The sequence below is a fragment of the Streptomyces sp. NPDC048424 genome, from assembly GCF_040651555.1.
Lineage (GTDB): Bacteria > Actinomycetota > Actinomycetes > Streptomycetales > Streptomycetaceae > Streptomyces.
Window position 1 is genome coordinate 50,053 of the sequence record NZ_JBEZKE010000005.1, and the last position, 17,185, is coordinate 67,237.

A 17,185-nucleotide genomic window follows, 5' to 3' on the forward strand; every position below is an offset into this window, starting at 1 on the left:
GGCTTCGGTTCCTCCGTAGTCGCCCGGGTCACGGGGTGAACAGTTCGGTGCCGGCGGTGGTCACACCCGGATCCGGGCCGGGGGCCGCAGGGCCCGCCGCCACCAGGCCGCCGGCCGCCAGCACCCGGCCGTCGGCCAGCACGGCCGCGGCGAAGTCCGCCCGGCCCTCGGCCGGGGAACCGGTGGCGGCCCACCGGCCCGACTCCGGGTCGAAGCGCAGCGCACCGCGAAACGCCGAGGCGAACGCCGGGCCGTCCGTGCCGCCCGCGACGAGGACCTCGCCGGTCCGCAGCAGGAACGCCCGGTGCCCGCTGCGCCCGGCCGGCATGTCCGCCACCCGCGTCCACACGTCGTGGACCGGGTCGTACAACTCGGCGCGGGCCAGACTGTGCCCGCTCACCGCACCGCCCTCGGGCAGCAGCGTGGGGTCGCCGCCCGTGACCAGCACCCGGCCGTCCGCGAGGACCGTCGCCTGGTGCCCGGCGCGCGGGGTGTGCAGGCTCGCGGCCGGTGTCCACGCGTTCCCTGCCGGGTCGTACCGCTCGCACCAGGCCAGCGGGACGGCCCCGCCGCCGGTGGCCAGCGCCCCGCCGACGACCAGCACCCCGCCCCCGGGCAGGGGCACGATCCGGTGCCCGGACCGGGCCTGCCCCATCGGGGCCGCCGCCCGCCACTCGTCCCGGGCGGGGTCGTACACCTCGGCCGAGGCCAGTGAACGCCCGTCCCCCGTACCGCCCGTGACGAGCAGCCCGCCCTGGGGGAGCAGCCCGCCCGGGGGGAGCACGAGGGCCGCGTGCCCGTACCGCCCGGACAGCGGGGGCTTGTTCGTGGCCCGCCAGGTACCGGCGAGCGGATCGTGGAGCTCCGCCGAGGCGAGCGCGGTACCGTCGGCTCCCGCCCCGCCCACCACCAGCACCCGGCCGTCGCCCAGCCGGGAGGCCGAGTGCCCGCCGCGGGCGGCGGCAAGCGGCCGCGCGGCCGACCAGACGGTGTTCACCGGATCGAACAGCCCCGTCACGGCCACCGGCGCGCCCGAGCCGTCACGGCCACCCGTGATCAGCACCGTGCCCCCGGCCAGGAGCACGGCCTCCGCCCCGCGGACCGCGGCGGGCGCGGGCGTGGCCGCCGCCGTCCACGTCCCCGGCTGCCGCGGGCTGCCCTGTGCGTCCGACACCGGGATGACGTGCAGTTTCCCGGCCAGTCCGGGGTCCGCTCCGACCCACCGGGCCAGGGCGTCGGCCGCCGTCGCCGGACTGCGGAAGCCCGCGGCCGGAGCCGGCGGGGAGCCGGATCCGTCCGGCGGGAAGGCCTGCACGTTGTTGCGGGTGTGCGCCACCACGTACCGTTGCCCGCCGGCCCGCACGGTGTCCTGCTCCGCGTACGGCCGCCGGCGCTGCGCATCGGTGCGGGAGAGCGGGGAGCGGCTGGTGCTGTTGCCCTTCAGCAGCCGGCCGAACACGGCCGGGCTGACGCTGACGAGGCGTTTGCCCGCGGGCGGTGGGGCCGTGGAGGCCCGGCCGGCCGCGGAGCCGCCGACGGCCGGGCCCGGCGGGACGGGTCCGGTGGCCCGCCGTGCCTTCTCGTCGATGACGATCTGCTCGTACCGGGCGCTGCGCCGCACGATCCGGGGCGCGGCGAGCACCCCTTCGGCCGCCGCCAGTTCGAGACCCGCGTCCTGGTCCTCGTACGCCGGCCGGGACAGCTTCGCCGCGTCGTCCATGTCCTGGAACTGGGCCATCGCGAACTTGTCGCCCGTGGCCGAAACCGTTACCAGGCCGCTGTCCCAAACCGGCTCGACCGTGAACCGCTGTCCGTCGCTGGGGCGTTGGGTGCCCACCCGGTCGATCCGGACGTCCAGCGGGAGCGCCCGCTGCTGCACGAAGAGGCTGCCGAGCGGGTGCAGGACCAGCCCCTCGGAGCCGGGCAGCTCCCGGAGGGTGACCAGGGCGCGGGAGCCGCCGTCCGGCAGCCGCGTAGTCCAGCCCTCGGTCTTGCGGACCTCGCTCTCCAGCAGGGCCAGCACCTCGACGGGCGGCAGCGTCGTGTGGTGCGACTCCCCCCACTCGATGTCGAAGTCCGCGGAGATCTCGAAGAACAGCAGGGAGATCGAGCCGCGGCCGCGGGCCCGCCAGGGGGACACCCCCTCCAGCCTGAAGTCCAGGTCGATGCCGAACAGCCCGACGCCGAAGGCCTTGAGGGAGACGTGGGCGGAGATCTCGATGACGAAGGCGAAGGGGGAGAAGCGGAACAGCGCGTCGAAGCTCAGTCCGCCCTCGATCCCGAAGTCCTCGAAGCCGAGCCGCAGTTCGGCCCTGGCGCCGAACTGGACCGTGTTGCTGGTCACGGCGAAGTAGCCGGAGACCCGCAGCAGGCGGCCGGGCTGGTTGAGGATGTCCACCGAGATCCGGTCCGGCACCGGGAACGGCAGGGGCGGCGGCCGGAACGAGGGGTGGAACCCGCCGACGGTCAGGACGAAATCGGGGTCGTCCCCCCATGTGACGACCAGGCCCATCCCGCCGTCGATGGTGATCGTCAGGATCCGGGACTCGAAGAGCCGCGCGGTGAACCAGAGACGGGACCTGTCCACCTGCAACGCCCCGACGAACTGCACCTGGATGACCAGCAGGGCCAGTTCCTCGGTGGGCAGCACACAGCTCAGCACGCCGAGGACGGCGACGTTGCCGGGCGGGATCTCGACGACGATCCCGAGGGAGATCCGGATCAGGGCCGGGGTGCCCCAGCCGATCTTCGCCATGGGCCCGACGAGGAACGTGCCGTCCTCCGGCGGGAAGAAGGCACGCAGATCGCTCAGGATCCGGGGCGCGTTCGCGACGACGTCCTTCGGGAACATCACCGACTCGATGGAGCCCGAGCGCAGGCCGTTGCCCAGCGCGTCCAGGTCCATCCCGCGGTTCAGCCCGATCAGACCGCCCACGGCCAGCAGGGTGAACCCGTACCCCAGCTGGATCCCGCCGCCCCCGAACTCCGTGGTGATCACGATCAGCAGGGAGAAGCCCCGGGCGTCACCGGGCATCCGGGTGCTGATCAGCCCGACCGCCTGCAGGGCGAGGAATCCCGCGAACTCCAGACTGAGCGCCCCCGCGTACTCGCCCCGCTCGCCGTCCACGGACAGGTACCCGCCGCCGGAGATCAGCCCGGCGTCCAGCTGGAGGCCCACGCCCGTGGGCGGCTTGAAGCCGAACCGGATGTCGACCGGTCCGAGCGAGCCGCCGTCCTTCACCCGCAGCTCGGCGAGCAGACCGACCCGCTCCACCGAGGCCTGGACCGGGCCCAGCGCCGCCTTGAAGCTGCCGGAGATCTCCAAGGGGACGGCGCCGTCGCCCGCGAGGGCGGCCCGCAGGTACAGCGCGGTGATCTCGACCGGCCCGAGCGAGAGGTGCGCGGGCAGCGAGACCTCCAGCCCGCCGCCGCCCTCGAACCGCAGCCCGGCCGAGGGCGACCACAGGGCCCGCAGGTCGATCCGGGACTCGATCCGCCCGCCGCCGGTGAGGGTGCCGATGAACCCGTCCCCGGCGGACAGGTCGATGAGCACGTGCCCGTCGGCGAGATCCAGCAGGGCGGCCGGTTCCACGGTCAGGGCGCCGCCCGCCGCCGCGTCGGCCAGCAGCCCGATGCCGAGCGCGAACCGTCCGATCTCCAGCCGTGAGCCGCCCGTCTGACCGATCAGCAGCATCGGCTTGCCGTCGGCCCGTACGGCCTCCAGGCGTGCGGAGGCCTCCAGGTGCAGCGCGCCCGCGCCGGGACGCAGTTCGATGCCGAGCGGCGGGGCGATCCGGCCCTCCAGCCCGCCGTCGAACCGGGACGCGGCGCCCAGCACCAGCTTTCCCGACTTGCCGAGGGAGACGGTCCGGGTGACGTCCTGGTCCGCGCCCACCCGTACCCGTACGAGCAGGTGCGGCGGGGAGACGGTCGGGTCCACGCCGAAGCGGAACGCGTAGGCGTCGAGTGCCTCCGGTCCGCCCTCGGGCGCGTGGTACGTGAAGGGGTGCCCGTGGTCCGCGAGGTACGCGCCGAGGCGCCGCAGCAGCTTCGCGCCGTCGAACTCGGGCCGGCCGAAGTCGAAGACCTCCGCCAGGTATCCGGCCGGCGAGGTGAGCAGCGACAGCAGCCGGTCCAGGCGCAGGGTCCGGCGCGGCACCGCCACCACGCTCGGGTCGGCCGGATCGACACCGCCGCCGGTGGTGTCGAAGATCCCGGCCAAGCCCAGCAGCGCGGCCGCCTCCAGGCTCATGCCCTCGACGTAGGAGATCAGGGTGGAGGCGAGCAGCCGCTGCGGCAGCTCCGCGGCCTCGGCGCGCAGCCGGGCCCGCTGCGCGTCGGTCAGGCCGCCCGATCCGGTGACCGCGGCGTCGAGGGCCGGGCCGACGGCCGTGATCGCGTCGAGCACCTGGCTCAGTACACCCAGCAGCCGCACGCCCGACTCGACGATCCGGGCCGGCTTCCCGCCGTCGACGGCCGCGGTGAGATCGGCGACGGCGGAGGCCAGTGCGCCCGCCTGGACGGCGACGGAGCCCAGGGCCCCGGCGGCGGGGCCGAGGCCGCCGGGCACCCAGAAGCCCAGTTCCAGCAGGAACCGGTCGCGGTTCTCCGCGGCGAGCCGCACCTCCAGCGGCTGGAGGGCCCGGGCGAGTTCCCGGGCGAGCAGTTCCAGGGTCCCCGCGGCCATGTCAGCTCCCCTGCCCGTGGTCGTCGTACGTCGCGAGGTCCGCCAGCGGTACGCCCGGCAGGGCGAGCAGCAGCGCGCGGACGGAGGTCAGGTCCGCCCGCAGCGCGGGACTTCCGGCCAGGACGAGCTCGTCGAGCAGCCGCCCGATGCCCGCGGCCAGGGGCTTGCCGCCGAGCGTCTGCGGGAGGGGGACCTCGCGGTGCACGTCGGCCAGCAGCCAGCGCAGCAGGGCGGGCCCGTGCATCCGGTGCCAGGCCGCGGTGACCCGTCGCTCGGTGTCCACGAGGTGGCGCACCTCCGCGGCGTGCCGGGTGGCCAGGGCGGCGAGGTTCCGGCCCGCGGGACTGGTCTCGGCGCGGCGGCGCAGCTCGGCGGCCCGCGCGCGGAGGTGGGAGGGCCAGGCCGGGTAGGCGGCGGGCGGCAGCACGACCGGACCGGCGTCGGCGAAGGCCTGCCCCCTGGCCTTGTCGACGGCCCTCGTCGGATTCACCCGGCCCGCGCCCCAGCCGGCGAGGTCCTCGGGCGGGATGGGCGAATGGGGGGAGAACGGCGGATCGCAGGACGCCATCAGGCGCTTCTTGATCTCGTCGTGCGCCAACTGCGGATTGGCCTCGATCATCAGTGCGACCACCCCCGCGACGTACGGGGCGGAGTAACTCGTCCCGTTGCGCGGCGTGTAGCCGTACGGATCCCGCTTCCTGGCCCGGGCCACCCACACCCCGATCCCCGGGGCGCACACCTCGGGCTTGGGGGTGCGGTCGGGATCGCACAGCGGGCCGCGGCTCGACGAGCGGGCCAGCTCCCGGTCCTCGTTGTCGTAGTTCCCCACGGTGATGGCCAGCCGGGAGCCGGCGGGTGAGCCCACGGTGCGGGTGCGGTCCCGTTCGGTGAAGCGGAACCGGCTGAGCCGGTGCTCGCCCGGACTGTCGACCCAGATGTCGAAGTCGGCGGCGTTCCCGGACGTTTCCCGCAGGCTGATCGTCCACACGCCCATGGTGATCATGTTGGCGGCGGGCACGGGGTCGATGCTGAAGGCGATGCGGTTCTTGCCGTGGGGCGGGACGCCCAGCACCGAGGAGACCGTGACCGGATGGTGGGCCACGGTGGCCGTCAGCTCTCCCGGGGGAGACACGGGGGAGGGCAGGGACTCGCTGTTCGCGATGAACGGCGCCGTCAGGTCGAAGGTGAGCCGGGCCGCGCCCGAGTACCAGATCTCGAATCCGTCCGACCTCGTGTCGCGGTACGCGACGAAGATGCCGCGTGTCGCCGGACCGTTCGCCGGGACGGTGCCGCTGGTGTGCCAGCCGCGCGTGGGCAGGCCCCCGGGCGGGGACAGCACGGTGGCGCTGGGCGGTTCGGGGTCGGCGGCCCCCTCGTTGCCGGCGCCGATGACGACGGCGCGGACCGATTCGTCGGCGATGGCGCCCGAGAGGTACGTCTCCAGGTGGCTGGTGCCGTCGTGGGGGCCGGTGTGGTCGATGTAGTTGATGTTGATCACGAGTGGTTCGCCGCGCTGGGCCGCCAGCTCCATCAGGTGGGCGACCGCCAGGATTTTGCTGTCGTCCCCGTGCGCGGTGCGGGCCATGACGAGGCCGGCGCCGGGGGCCACCCCGCCCCTGTAGTACGGCTCGTTCTGCCAGCACTTGGGGACGGAACGGGGCGCGCCCGCGGCGACGGAGGCGGTGGCGGTGCCGTGGCCCGCGGCGTCGCGGAAGGCGAAGTCGATCTCGGCCGGGTTCTGCAGGGCCGCGTCGATCTCCGCCGGCTCGTAGAAGAGGGGCACGCGGTCCACGACGAACTGGGCCGGCCCCGGCACGGCGGGGGAGGGGGAGCAGACGACATCGGGGAGGATGCGGCTGTCGAGCGTGTCGCTGTTGTACTTGCCGCCGAAGGTGATCACGAGCGGGTGGGCGGGGAACGGTCCGCCCTCCACCCTGACGTCCCCGGCCTGGATCTCGGGGGTGACCCCCGCCCAGGCGTTCTGGAGGGCCTGCGCGGTGACGGGGAACGGCAGCTCGGCGGAGACCTGCCGCGGCGCGGGGCAGAACAGGGTGGGAGGCGGATCCCAGCGGAAGTGCGCCCTGCCAGCGGTCAGGTGGGGCGAGGCCGAGATCGACTGCCGCAGTGTGACGTCGACGAGCTGGGTGATCAGGGTCCGGCCGTCCTCGTAGAACGAGGAGTGGTGGATGTCGATGCCGGAGTCGATCATCCCGAGCAGTACGCCACGCCCGGTGACCTCGGAGTCCAGCGGCTCGGCTCGCCCCCCTGCTTCCTGGGGCGGGGCCTGGGTCGGGGCCTGGGCCGGGGGCGGCGACGGGGGAGGGGTCTGGGCCCGGGCCCTGCGCCCGGGGTCCTCCCCCGTCGCGGCCACGGCGTCCGGCGGCTCCCCGCGACGGTTGCTCTGGACCGACACCACCGCGTCCAGCGCGGCGATCCGCTCCAGGTCGAGGAGGGCCACGGTGCCGACGAGGATCTCCCCCGCGTCGATCTGGGTGACGAAGCCGGCCGCCTCGACCGCGGCGCGGTCGCCGGACAGCCGGACGGACACCTTGGCCGTGTCGGGCGGGGGAGGAGCGTCCCGCGCCGAAGTCATCCGCCGCGCCCACGCCTTGAGCGCGCGCACGTCCGCGACGAGCGCCGCGTCCAGCTTGCTCTCCATCGGTACCACCCCCCTCGGCCTGTCCTCAAAAAGGCTAGAAGCTCACCAATGGGGCGGTAAATGGAAAATCGTTTCGATACGCGGATAGTCCACCCCTTCGGGCGAAGTCGCCCTCGCGGAGGTTTGGCGCTTGCGGCCGTGCGGATCACGCGCTTTAATAAATGAACGAGCATTTATTAACGAGGGAGTGGCGCTGGTGGGACGTCCCCGAGGGGTCGAGGACGCGGTGATCCTGCGCGCCGCGGCCCAGGTCATGGGCCGGGTCGGGCCGGCCGGGCTCACGCTGGCCGCCGTGGCGCGCGAGGTCGGGCTGGTGCCCGGCACCCTCGTACAGCGCTTCGGATCGAAGCGCGGCCTGCTCCTGGCCCTCGCCGACCAGTCCGCGAAGGACGCCGGCGAACGGGTCGGCCGGGTGCGTCGGGCGCACGATTCGGCGCTGGAAGCCCTGGCGGCGCTCACGGCGGAATCGGTGGCCGGGATGGACACACCGGAGACCTTCGCCCATCATCTGGCGTTCCTCTGCATGGACCTCGCCGACCCGCAGCTCTACGAGCACGCCCTGGCCGTGCACCAGGCCCAGGGGCGGGCGGTCGAGGCACTGCTGGCGGAGGCGGCGGACGCCGGTGAGCTGCGCGCCGGAACGGATGTCGCGGCGCTGGCCCGCACCGTGCAGGCGATCACCGCCGGGGCGGGCCTGACCTGGGCGCTCGACCGCCGCGGCACCCTCGCACAGCGGCTCCGGCAGGAGCTCGACACCGTACTGCTCCCGCACATCCCGCCCCGGCACGGCCAGGACCTGGAGGAATCACGATGACCGACACTCACCCGCTGGCAGGGAAGGTGGCCCTCGTCGCAGGCGGCACCCGGGGCGGCGGACGGGGCATCGCCGTCGAGCTCGGTGCCGCCGGCGCGACGGTGTACGTCACGGGCCGCAGCGGCGCCGGCGGCCGCTCCGACCTGGACCGCCCGGAGACCATCGAGCAGACCGCCGAGAAGGTGACCGCCGCGGGCGGCCTGGGCATCCCCGCCCGCACCGACCACAGCCGTCCCGACGAGGTGAAGGCCCTCGTCGACAGGATCGCCGCGGAGCAGGACGGGCGGCTCGACGTCCTCGTCAACTCCGTCTGGGGCGGCGACCCGCTGACCGACTGGGAACACCCCCTGTGGGAGCAGGACCTGGACACCGGGCTCCGGCTGCTGCGTCAGGCGGTGGAGACCCACGTCATCACCAGCCGGTTCGCGCTCCCCCTCATGGTCGCCCGCAAGAGCGGCCTGGTCGTGGAGGTCACCGACGGCAACACCGCCCGCTACCGCGGCACGTTCTTCTACGACCTGGCGAAGTCCGCGGTGATCCGCCTCGCCGTCGCGCAGGCGGCCGAGCTGAGGCCGCACGGCGTCGCGGCCGTCGCCATCACACCCGGCTTCCTGCGCTCGGAGGCCCTGCTGGACCACTTCGGCGTCACCGAGGCCAACTGGCGCGACGGCGCCGCCCAGGACCCGAACTTCGCCCACTCGGAGACCCCCGCCTACCTCGGCCGGGCGGTCGCCGCGCTGGCCGCCGACCCCGGGATCATGGCCAAGACCGGACGCGCCCTCGCCACGTGGGGCCTGTACGAGGAGTACGGGTTCACCGACGCCGACGGCACTCAACCGGACTTCGCCGCCCACTGGGCCAGGAACCTGGAAGAGGAGTACGGACCCTTGGGCGACCCGCTCTGACCGCCGGGTGATGTTCCGTCAAGCTCCGTTGTCAGTGCCTCCCCATAGTGTGGATTCATCACTCGGGAGCCTCGAAAAGGAGCGCAGACATGTCCGCCAACAAAATCCAGCACAAGGTGAACCACGTCGCGCTGGTAGTGGACAGTTCGGGTTCCATGCACCAGCACCAGAGCCAACTCATTCGTGTCGTGGACGAGTTCGTGGCGGGCCTGAAGGCCGAATCGGACAGCCTCGGTCACGAGACCCGGATCAGCCTCTATTCCTTCGACCACAGGGTGGAGAATCTGGTCTGGGACATGGACGTGAAGCACCTTCCGTCCATGCGGGGCCTGTACAAGGTCAACAACGGCGCCACGGCCCTCATCGAAGCCTCCCTGAAGTCCCTGGACGACCTGGGACACATCTGGGAGGAGTACGGCGAGCACAGCTTCCTCCAGATCGTGGTGACGGACGGCGAGGAGAACGCCTCCGGCGGCGACCGGCGGCACGACGGCGACATGACCATCCTCGGCCCCTGGCTCGACAGGATCGCGGCGAAGATGGGCGCCCTCCCGGGCCACTGGACCTCCGCGATCCTGGTCCCGAACTCCCTGGCGAAGCGCACCGCGCAGAACTACGGCTTCCCGGCCGGCAACATCGCCATCTGGGACGCGGATTCCCGGGAGGGCGTCGAGGAGGCGATCGGCACGGTACGCGCCGCCGCCACCAGCTTCCTCCGAGGCCGCGAGCAGGGCGTGCGCGGCACGAAGAACCTCTTCGCGGTCGGCCAGGACATCTCGGTCGACGACGTACGGGCGAACCTCGAACCGGTCCCGGCCGACAAGTACCGCCTCCTGAAGGTCGACACGGAGGTCGAGATCCGGTCCTTCGTCGACTCGCACCCGGGCGTGACGTACGAACGCGGATCCTGCTACTACCAGCTGGGCACCCGGGTCCAGGTCCAGCCCGACAAGGAAGTCATCGTCGTCGAGAAGGACACGGACCGCGCCTATACGGGCGACGCCGCCCGCAGCCTTCTCTTCGGCACGGGAATCCAGGGAACGGTCTCGGTGAAGGCGGGCCGCAATCCCAAGTTGGAGGTCTATGTGCAGAGCCGTTCGGTGAACAGGAAGCTCAAGCCGAAGACCCGTCTGCTCATCATGCTCTGAATGGAATCCGAAAGGAAGACGAGAAAGTGCGGAGACCGTCGATGGACGAGGCCGTAGGGCTGCTCGAGGGTGAATTGAAGGGTGAGCAGCGGGTCCTTGCCGACCTGGACACGGAAGACGTCTGGCTTTCCTATCTCCGGTTCGGGCGAAGGCTTTTCGACGTCCCGGACGCACCTGATGCCGATGGCCTTCTGTTCCAGTACGGAACCCACTCGTTCGGCGGTTCTCCGACGTTCATGCTGGACCTCACCCGACAGTTCGAGATCGTCGACGGCGACGGCGAGCACGACCACCACGTGCAGGTCCACTGCGAGCTTCGCTACGGGATCGCACCCGAACTCCAGGCCCTTGGAAGCTTCGACTCGTGGTTCTTCCACGGCGCGGGCGACGATCTCGAGGAGTGGGCCCGAGGGCTGAGCGAGCGGGCGGCCTGGACAACGCTCCGCATGCTCAAGCCCGCCGAGATCAGGGTGTACCAGGAGCAGGTGTAGTCGCCCGGCACGTTCCTCGGTGGAGCACCGGGCCCGGGCGCCTGCCGGCAGGGCTCGGCCGGGCGGCCTCGACGGCGCTCCCACCGGCAGGCGCCAGCCGGGAGGGTGGTTCCCCGGGGCGGATGCGAGGGGATCCGCGCGAGCCGGATCAAGGGGGCCTACGGTCGGTCTCGGGCGGCTCCCTCCGGGCCGCACGACACGTCCAGGTAAGAGGTCGAACCTTCATGACGCTCAGCATCCGCAACCAGATCGCAGGCACCATCACCGCCGTCACCGTCGGCGAGGCCATGGCGACGGTCAAGGTCCGGCTGGACGGGGGGCAGGAGATCACCGCGGCCATCACCGCCGACGCCGTCAAGGACCTCGGCCTCATCTCGGGCTCCGGCGTCAAGGCGCTCGTCAAGGCCACCGAGGTGGCCCTCGCCACCGGCCCGGTCGAGAACATCTCCATCCGCAACCAGCTCACCGGCACGGTCTCCGACGTCGCCATCGGCCCGGCCATGGCCGCCGTGAAGGTCAACGTGAACGGCGGTCACCTGACCGCGGCCGTCACCGCCGACGCGGTCGACGCGCTCGGGCTGTCCGCCGGCTCGCCGGTCGTCGCGCTGATCAAGTCGACCGAGATCTCCCTCGCCACCGCCTGATCCCCGCTCAGAGGTCGGGCGCCGCGAGGGCGCCGAACCACACGTGCGTGACGGCGCTGACGTAGCGCGCTCCGCACCGGTCCGAGGGGACCACCAGCTGCGCCCCCGCCTCGTCGAGGTCCTCCCCGTCGAGGCGGGTGGCGAGCAGCACCGGACTGTCGCCGAAGTCCTCGTCGAGCTCGGCCCAGGCGAGGACGGTGTGGTGCCCGTCCCCGCCGCTGACGGCGAGCAGGAACCGCGAGCGGTCCTTGCGCCGCCGCGCGTCGAAGGCGGGGCCGGCCCCCGCGACCACGTCACGCAGCAGCGCGCCCTCGAACACGTGGTGCTGCGGGCCGTTGGTGGCGCAGTCGAACACCACCTCCATGCGGTACTGGGTCCATTCCCGCAGGTCCGCGACGCTCAGGGTCGCCGGGTGGTCCAGGTCTCCGTGCAGCATGAGTTTGGCCATACGGATCCGATGCCCAGACTTCATCATCGTGGAAACGTACCTGCCACCCTCATCTCACCATGTGGCTTGCACCTGTGTGAGGTTTACCCCTCATGGGCTTGCATCCTCTGCCAGACCACGTCCCGCGTCACCGGCATTTCCGTGAACCGCACCCCCGTCGCGTCCCGCAGGGCGTTCGCGAAGGCCGGGGCCACCGGGTTGAAGGGGCTCTCGGACATGGACTTCGCGCCCAGCGGGCCGATCGCGTCCGAGGTCTCCATGAAGTGCACCTCGGTGCGCGGGACATCGGCGTACTGCGGGAGGCGGTAGCGGCGGAACGCCGCCGTGGTCACCTCGCCGCGCTCGTCCACCCGTACCGTCTCGAAGAGGGTCGCGCCCAGCGCCTGGGCCACACCGCCCTCCACCTGGCCGCGGCACTGCATCGGGTTCATGACCTTGCCGGCGTCCGCCGCGTGCACGCTGCGCAGGATCTTCATCTCGCCGGTGCCGGGGTCCACCGCCAGCCGGAACCACTGCGCGTTGAAGGCGACCGAGCGCGGGGAGCCGCCCCAGTGGCCGTCCGCCGCGACCTCGTCGAGCTTGCCCTTGTCGTACGCGGCCTCGTACAGCTCCTTGAGGGTCACGGTCCGGCCCGCGCAGTCGAAGGCCTCGGCCTCCAGCTTGCACAGGTGGCGGGCGACGCCCGTGTGCCGGGCCGCGAAGGTCTGGAGGCGTTCCGCGAGGGAATTGGCCGCCAGCATCACGGCCTTGCCCGCCACCACCGTGCCGGCCGAGCCGAAGGCGCCCGTGTCGTGCCGGACGACGTCCGTGTCCGACTGGCGGACCGTGATCCGGTCGACGGTGGTGTTCAGCGCGCCGGCGGTGATCTGCTGGTGGACGGTGGTGGTGCCGTTGCCGAACTCAGCCGTGCCCACCGCGATGTCGTACGTGCCGTCGCGCAGCAGGCTGACCCGCGCGTCGGCGAAGTGGCCGCCCGGCGGGCCGGTCGCGATCATCGCGACCGCCGAGCCGGTGCCGGTGAGCCAGCCCTCCGGCACGTCCTCGTGGCTGCGGTCCTCGGCGATGGCCTTGCGCACGACGTCCATGCACTGCTTCATCCCGTACGAGGCGATGAAGAGGTCCTCCTCGTGGCCGATCGGGGTCACCATGTGGTCGCCGGCGCCGATGACGTTCTTCTCGCGCAGCACGAGGGGGTCCATGCCGAGCTTGACGGCGAGCTCGTCCATCACCGATTCGAGGGCGAACAGGACCTGGCCCAGCCCGTAGCCGCGGAAGGCGCCCGCCGGCACGCCGTTGGTGTAGACGGAGTACGCCTCGACCTCCTTGTTCGGCGCCTTGTAGACGGCGAAGGACTCGCCGACGCTGTGGAACATGACGGCCGGGCCGTGGTTGCCGTAGGCGCCGGTGTTGGAGAGCACCCGGATGCGCAGCGCGGTGAGGGTGCCGTCGGCCTTGGCGCCGATCTTGATGGTGATCTTGAACGGGTGGCGGGTGGTGGCCCCGTAGAACTGCTCGGCCCGGGTGAATTCCAGCTTCACCGGGCGCCGCAGCTTCAGGGCGGCGAGGACGACGATGTCCTCGGTGAGCATCTCCTGCTTGCCGCCGAACCCGCCGCCCACGCGGCCCGCGACGACGCGGACCTCGTCCTCGTTCAGGTCGTAGAGCGCGCACAGCGCCCGCCGGGTCAGGAACGGCGCCTGGGTGGAGGAGCGGACGGTGATGCGCTCGCCGTCGCCCTCCTCCTTGGGTTCGAAGTACGCGACGCTGCCGTGGGTCTCCAGGCTGGCGTGCTGCACGCGCTGGGTCTGGAAGGTCTCCTCGTAGACGACGTCCGCCTCCGCGTACCCCTGCTCCATGTCGCCGAGGGTGTTGTGGACCTCGCCGCACACGTTGTTCTCGGCGCGGAAGATCCCCGATTCGGGGCCCTTGGGGTGGAGGACGGGGGCGCCCGGGAGCATGGCCTCCTCCGGGTCGATCACGTACGGGAGCTCCTCGTACCTGACGACCACGCGGCGGCAGCCCTCCTCGGCGGCCTGCTCGCTGTCGGCGACCACGGCCGCCACGCGCTGGCCGACGAAGCGGACCACGTCGTCCAGGACGCGGGTGTCCATCGGGTCCTCGGTGGGGTGCTCGTGCCGGGCGGACGAGTACAGCCGGTCGGGGGCGTCGTGGTGGGTGAACACGGCGTGCACGCCCGGGACCTGGAGGGCTTCGGTGGTGTCGATGGAGACGATGCGGGCGTGCGGGTGCGGGGAGCGCAGCAGCTTCATGTGCAGCAGCCCGGGCACCCCGATGTCGAAGGTGTAGCGGGCGGTGCCGGTGACGACCTGTGGTCCGGCGGGGGCGCCGAGGCTCTTGCCCACCGCCTGGCCCGCGCAGGGGCTCTCGGTGTGCTTGACCCCGCGTACGGCGTCCTCGATGGCGCGGTAGCCGGTGCAGCGGCAGATGTTCCCCTTGAAGGCGCGCGGGAGGTCGTCGAGCTTGCCGTCGTCGTGGGCGGTGCCCTGCTCGGCCTGGAGGGCGGAGGTGGTCATCAGGAACCCGGCCGTGCAGAAGCCGCACTGGAAGCCCTGGGCGTCGAGGAACTGCTGCTGGGCGGGGTGGAGCTCGCCGCCGGGCTTGGCCAGGCCCTCGACGGTGGTCACCGAGCGGCCCTCGGCGCGGACGGCGGGATAGAGGCAGGAGTGCACCGGCTGCCCGTCCACGTGGACGGTACAGGCCCCGCAGTCGCCCTGGTCGCAGCCCTTCTTCACGCCGAACCAGCCGCGCTCGCGCAGGTAGGTGCGCAGGCACTGGCCGGCCCGCGGCTCCTCCTCGAAGCGCTGCTCGTTGATCTCGATCTCGTAGCTCATCGGGAAGCCTCCTCCAGCGTGAGTTCGCGACGGATCTCCTCCGCCAGGCGCAGCGCCATGTGCCGCCGCCAGGCGGGCAGGCCGTGGATGTCGTCGAACCACTCCTCGGGCCGGACGACCTCGTCGACGGCCGCGCGCAGCTCGGCGGCCGTGGGAGGCAGCGCGAACCAGAAGCGGAAGGGGCGGGTGGTGGCCGCGGTGACCGTGACCGTGAGGGAGCCGTCGGAGGGGTCGGACGCGCCGATCACGAGGGCGCCGGAGCGCCCGAGCCCGTAGAGCGAGGCCTGCCGGAAGGCCGTACGGGCGTCCAGGGCGCGGGCGGGGAGCCGTACCGAGCGCAGCAGCTCGCCCTCCTTCAGGTCCTTGACCCCGGCGCCGAGGACGAAGTCGGAGACCGGCAGGCGGCGGGTGGCGCCGTCCTGGCCCTGGAGGAGGACGGTGCCGTCGAGGGCCGCGGTGAGGGAGATCATCGGGCCGGCGGGCAGGCCGTTGCAGAGGTTCCCGCCGACCGTGGCCATGTTCCAGATCTTGAAGCTGGCGAGGAAGGCGCGGCAGCACTGCTCGAAGAGCGGGGCGGCGGTGGTCGGCAGGGTCCGGGCGAACCTCGACAGCTCGGTGATGGTGCAGGTCGCGGCGATGTCGAGGGAGCCGTCGGGCTGCCAGGACAGGGGCGGCCAGCCCATCCGGGAGAGGTCGACCAGGCGGCGGATGTGCGGCTGCGGCTCGGAGAAGAGGTACGTACCGCCGCCGAGCCAGGCGTCGCCGGGACGCCAGGGTTCGCGGCGGCGCGCATCGCGTACGTCGAGCACTGTGTTGAGGTCCAATTCGCGCCACCGGCCTTTCCGGTCACAGGGGGTTTCCGCCAGTGAAGCAAGGGACCCGGGGCGAAACGACTGGTCCCGGCCACGGAAACGAACGAGGTCGCCGGGGTCCGTCCTGGAGAATCAACCAAGAGGCTCACCGGGTTCCTCACCTAGCATTTACGATGGCTCAGCCTCTATTCACCTCGCGAATGTGGGCACGACCCACCGCAAGGAGTCCCCGCCATGCACGTCCTCGACCTGCTCCAGCTCGACAGCCTCGGTCTCAGCCTGCTCTGGGGAGAGGAAGCCCTTCTCGGCCAAGAGGTCGTCGGGGTCACCGCCACCGACCTGGAGGAGCCCGGCCGGTTCCTGGGGCCCGGGGAGCTCGTGCTGAGCGGTCTGGTGTGGTGGTCGGAGGGGGACGAGGCCAAGGCGGACCGTTTCGTCACCGCCCTCGCCGACGCCGGCGCCACCGCACTGCTGGCCGGTGAGGAGACCCACGGGAGGGTCCCCGACGAACTGGTGGCCGCCTGCCGGGCCCACCGGGTGCCCCTCGTGGCCGTCCCGGCCCGGACCAGCTTCCGGGCGGTGACCGAGGCGGTGTACCTGCGTCAGTGGGGCGACCTCAGCCGGCGCCCGACCCGGCTCTTCGCCCTGCCCGAGAACGTGCGCGGCGAGCTGAGCCGGCTCGTCGAGGGCGGGGCCGGCCCCGCAGAACTGCTGGAGCGGGCCTGCGCGCACCTGGGCCGGGTGTCCTGTTACCTGCTCACCGCGAGCGGCCGCACGGTGGCCCGTACCCCGTCGGCGCCCGAGCTGCCCGCCGCCCAGGCGTCGGCCGCCTCCGCGCGGGGCGGGGTCTGGCTGCGGATCGAGGCCGAGAGCTCCCCGTACGACGCCTGGCAGCTGCACGTCCCGGACCCGGACGCGGCGCCTCCGCGCGTGCTCCACGAGATCGCCGACGTGCTCGCCCGGTGCCGCGGCGGCCAGGCGCGCCGGCTCGCCGCGGACCGGGTGGCCGGACAGGAGCTGATCGCCCTGCTGGAGGGGACCCCGGCGGGCCCCGCACCGGCGGACACCGGGGCCCTGGAGGAGGCGCTCGCGGCGGCCGGGCTGCCCCCGGGCGGTTCGTACCGGGTCCTGACGGCGACCTCGGGCGACGCCCTGGCGGAGGGCCTGCGGCACCTGGACAACGCCTCGTACGCGGTGGGGCGTTCGGTGGCGGTGCTGCACGAGGACCCGGACACCGCGGGCGACGCGGCGGACCGGCTCCGCGCGGTGTGGCCGCTGCTGCGGCGGTGCGGGGGCCCGCAGGCGGACCTCCGGCTGGGCGTGGGGGCCGAGGCCGCGGGAGCGGAGGGGCTGCGCGCCTCGCTCAGCCAGGCCCGGTTCGCGCTGACGGCGGCGGACGAGGCCGTTCCGGTGCGCGAGGTCGAGCAGTTGGACACCCTCGCCGAGCTGATGGCCGGGGTCCCGCCGGAGGTACGGTCCGTGTTCGCGACGCGGATCCTGGGGGCGCTCGGGGACGGGATGCTGCGGGAGACCCTGGAGGTCTTCCTGGCGAACAACTGCTCCTGGGCGCGCACGGCGGAGGCGCTCCACCTGCACGTGAACACCGTGCACTACCGGATCGAGCGGGTGGAGGCACTGACGGGCCGCGACCTGTCCCGCCTCGACCACAAGCTGGACCTCTACGCGGCGCTGCGCTGCGGGTGACCGGGCGCGCCCGGCGCACGG

11 protein-coding genes are annotated in these 17,185 nt (G+C 72.7%); 6 read left to right on the forward strand and 5 right to left on the reverse strand.

Features of this window, described 5'->3' with window-relative positions:
• Positions 1 to 28: 28 nt before the first annotated feature.
• Entirely contained in the window at positions 29 to 4,687 is a 4,659-nt protein-coding gene (locus tag AB0D29_RS08945) for a kelch repeat-containing protein (RefSeq protein ID WP_362852860.1), read from the reverse strand.
• A 1-nt stretch (position 4,688) separates the two neighbouring features.
• Positions 4,689 to 7,346: a S8 family serine peptidase gene (locus tag AB0D29_RS08950; protein WP_362852861.1), complete on the reverse strand. Its 2,658-nt coding sequence runs from the start codon at positions 7,344 to 7,346 to the stop codon at positions 4,689 to 4,691.
• A 196-nt stretch (positions 7,347 to 7,542) separates the two neighbouring features.
• On the opposite strand from AB0D29_RS08950, the gene AB0D29_RS08955 reads away from it, so the two are divergent.
• The 5 genes from AB0D29_RS08955 to AB0D29_RS08975 all read left to right on the forward strand — a co-directional run bounded on the left by AB0D29_RS08955 (position 7,543) and on the right by AB0D29_RS08975 (position 11,348).
• Positions 7,543 to 8,160 carry a helix-turn-helix domain-containing protein gene (locus tag AB0D29_RS08955; RefSeq protein ID WP_362852862.1) on the forward strand — a complete coding sequence of 206 codons (618 nt, stop codon included), beginning with the start codon at positions 7,543 to 7,545 and terminating at the stop codon, positions 8,158 to 8,160.
• Positions 8,157 to 9,065 carry an SDR family oxidoreductase gene (locus AB0D29_RS08960; RefSeq protein ID WP_362852863.1) on the forward strand — a complete coding sequence of 303 codons (909 nt, stop codon included), beginning with the start codon at positions 8,157 to 8,159 and terminating at the stop codon, positions 9,063 to 9,065. Before AB0D29_RS08955 ends, AB0D29_RS08960 begins: the two co-directional genes overlap by 4 nt.
• An 89-nt stretch (positions 9,066 to 9,154) precedes the next feature.
• Positions 9,155 to 10,213 carry a VWA domain-containing protein gene (locus tag AB0D29_RS08965; RefSeq protein WP_362852864.1) on the forward strand — a complete coding sequence of 353 codons (1,059 nt, stop codon included), beginning with the start codon at positions 9,155 to 9,157 and terminating at the stop codon, positions 10,211 to 10,213.
• A gap of 41 nt (positions 10,214 to 10,254) precedes the next feature.
• The gene (locus tag AB0D29_RS08970) at positions 10,255 to 10,704 is read left to right on the forward strand and encodes a hypothetical protein (protein WP_362852865.1); all 450 of its coding nucleotides are present in this window, start codon (positions 10,255 to 10,257) and stop codon (positions 10,702 to 10,704) included.
• A 224-nt stretch (positions 10,705 to 10,928) separates the two neighbouring features.
• Entirely contained in the window at positions 10,929 to 11,348 is a 420-nt protein-coding gene (locus AB0D29_RS08975; protein WP_362852866.1) for a TOBE domain-containing protein, read from the forward strand.
• Positions 11,349 to 11,355: 7 nt separating this feature from the next.
• Here AB0D29_RS08975 and AB0D29_RS08980 read toward each other — a convergent pair whose 3' ends face one another.
• From AB0D29_RS08980 to AB0D29_RS08990, 3 genes are all read right to left on the reverse strand, one after another.
• A complete protein-coding gene (locus AB0D29_RS08980) occupies positions 11,356 to 11,784 on the reverse strand; it encodes a molybdopterin-dependent oxidoreductase (RefSeq protein WP_362852867.1) in 429 nt (142 codons plus the stop codon).
• A 95-nt stretch (positions 11,785 to 11,879) separates the two neighbouring features.
• Positions 11,880 to 14,648, reverse strand: a complete 2,769-nt coding sequence (locus AB0D29_RS08985) for a molybdopterin-dependent oxidoreductase (protein ID WP_362852868.1) — start codon at positions 14,646 to 14,648, stop codon at positions 11,880 to 11,882.
• On the reverse strand, positions 14,645 to 15,472 hold the full coding sequence (locus AB0D29_RS08990) for an FAD binding domain-containing protein (protein ID WP_362852869.1): 828 nt from the start codon (positions 15,470 to 15,472) through the stop codon (positions 14,645 to 14,647). Before AB0D29_RS08990 ends, AB0D29_RS08985 begins: the two co-directional genes overlap by 4 nt.
• Positions 15,473 to 15,694: 222 nt before the next feature.
• On the opposite strand from AB0D29_RS08990, the gene AB0D29_RS08995 reads away from it, so the two are divergent.
• Positions 15,695 to 17,164 carry a helix-turn-helix domain-containing protein gene (locus AB0D29_RS08995; protein ID WP_362852870.1) on the forward strand — a complete coding sequence of 490 codons (1,470 nt, stop codon included), beginning with the start codon at positions 15,695 to 15,697 and terminating at the stop codon, positions 17,162 to 17,164.
• Positions 17,165 to 17,185 lie beyond the last annotated feature (21 nt).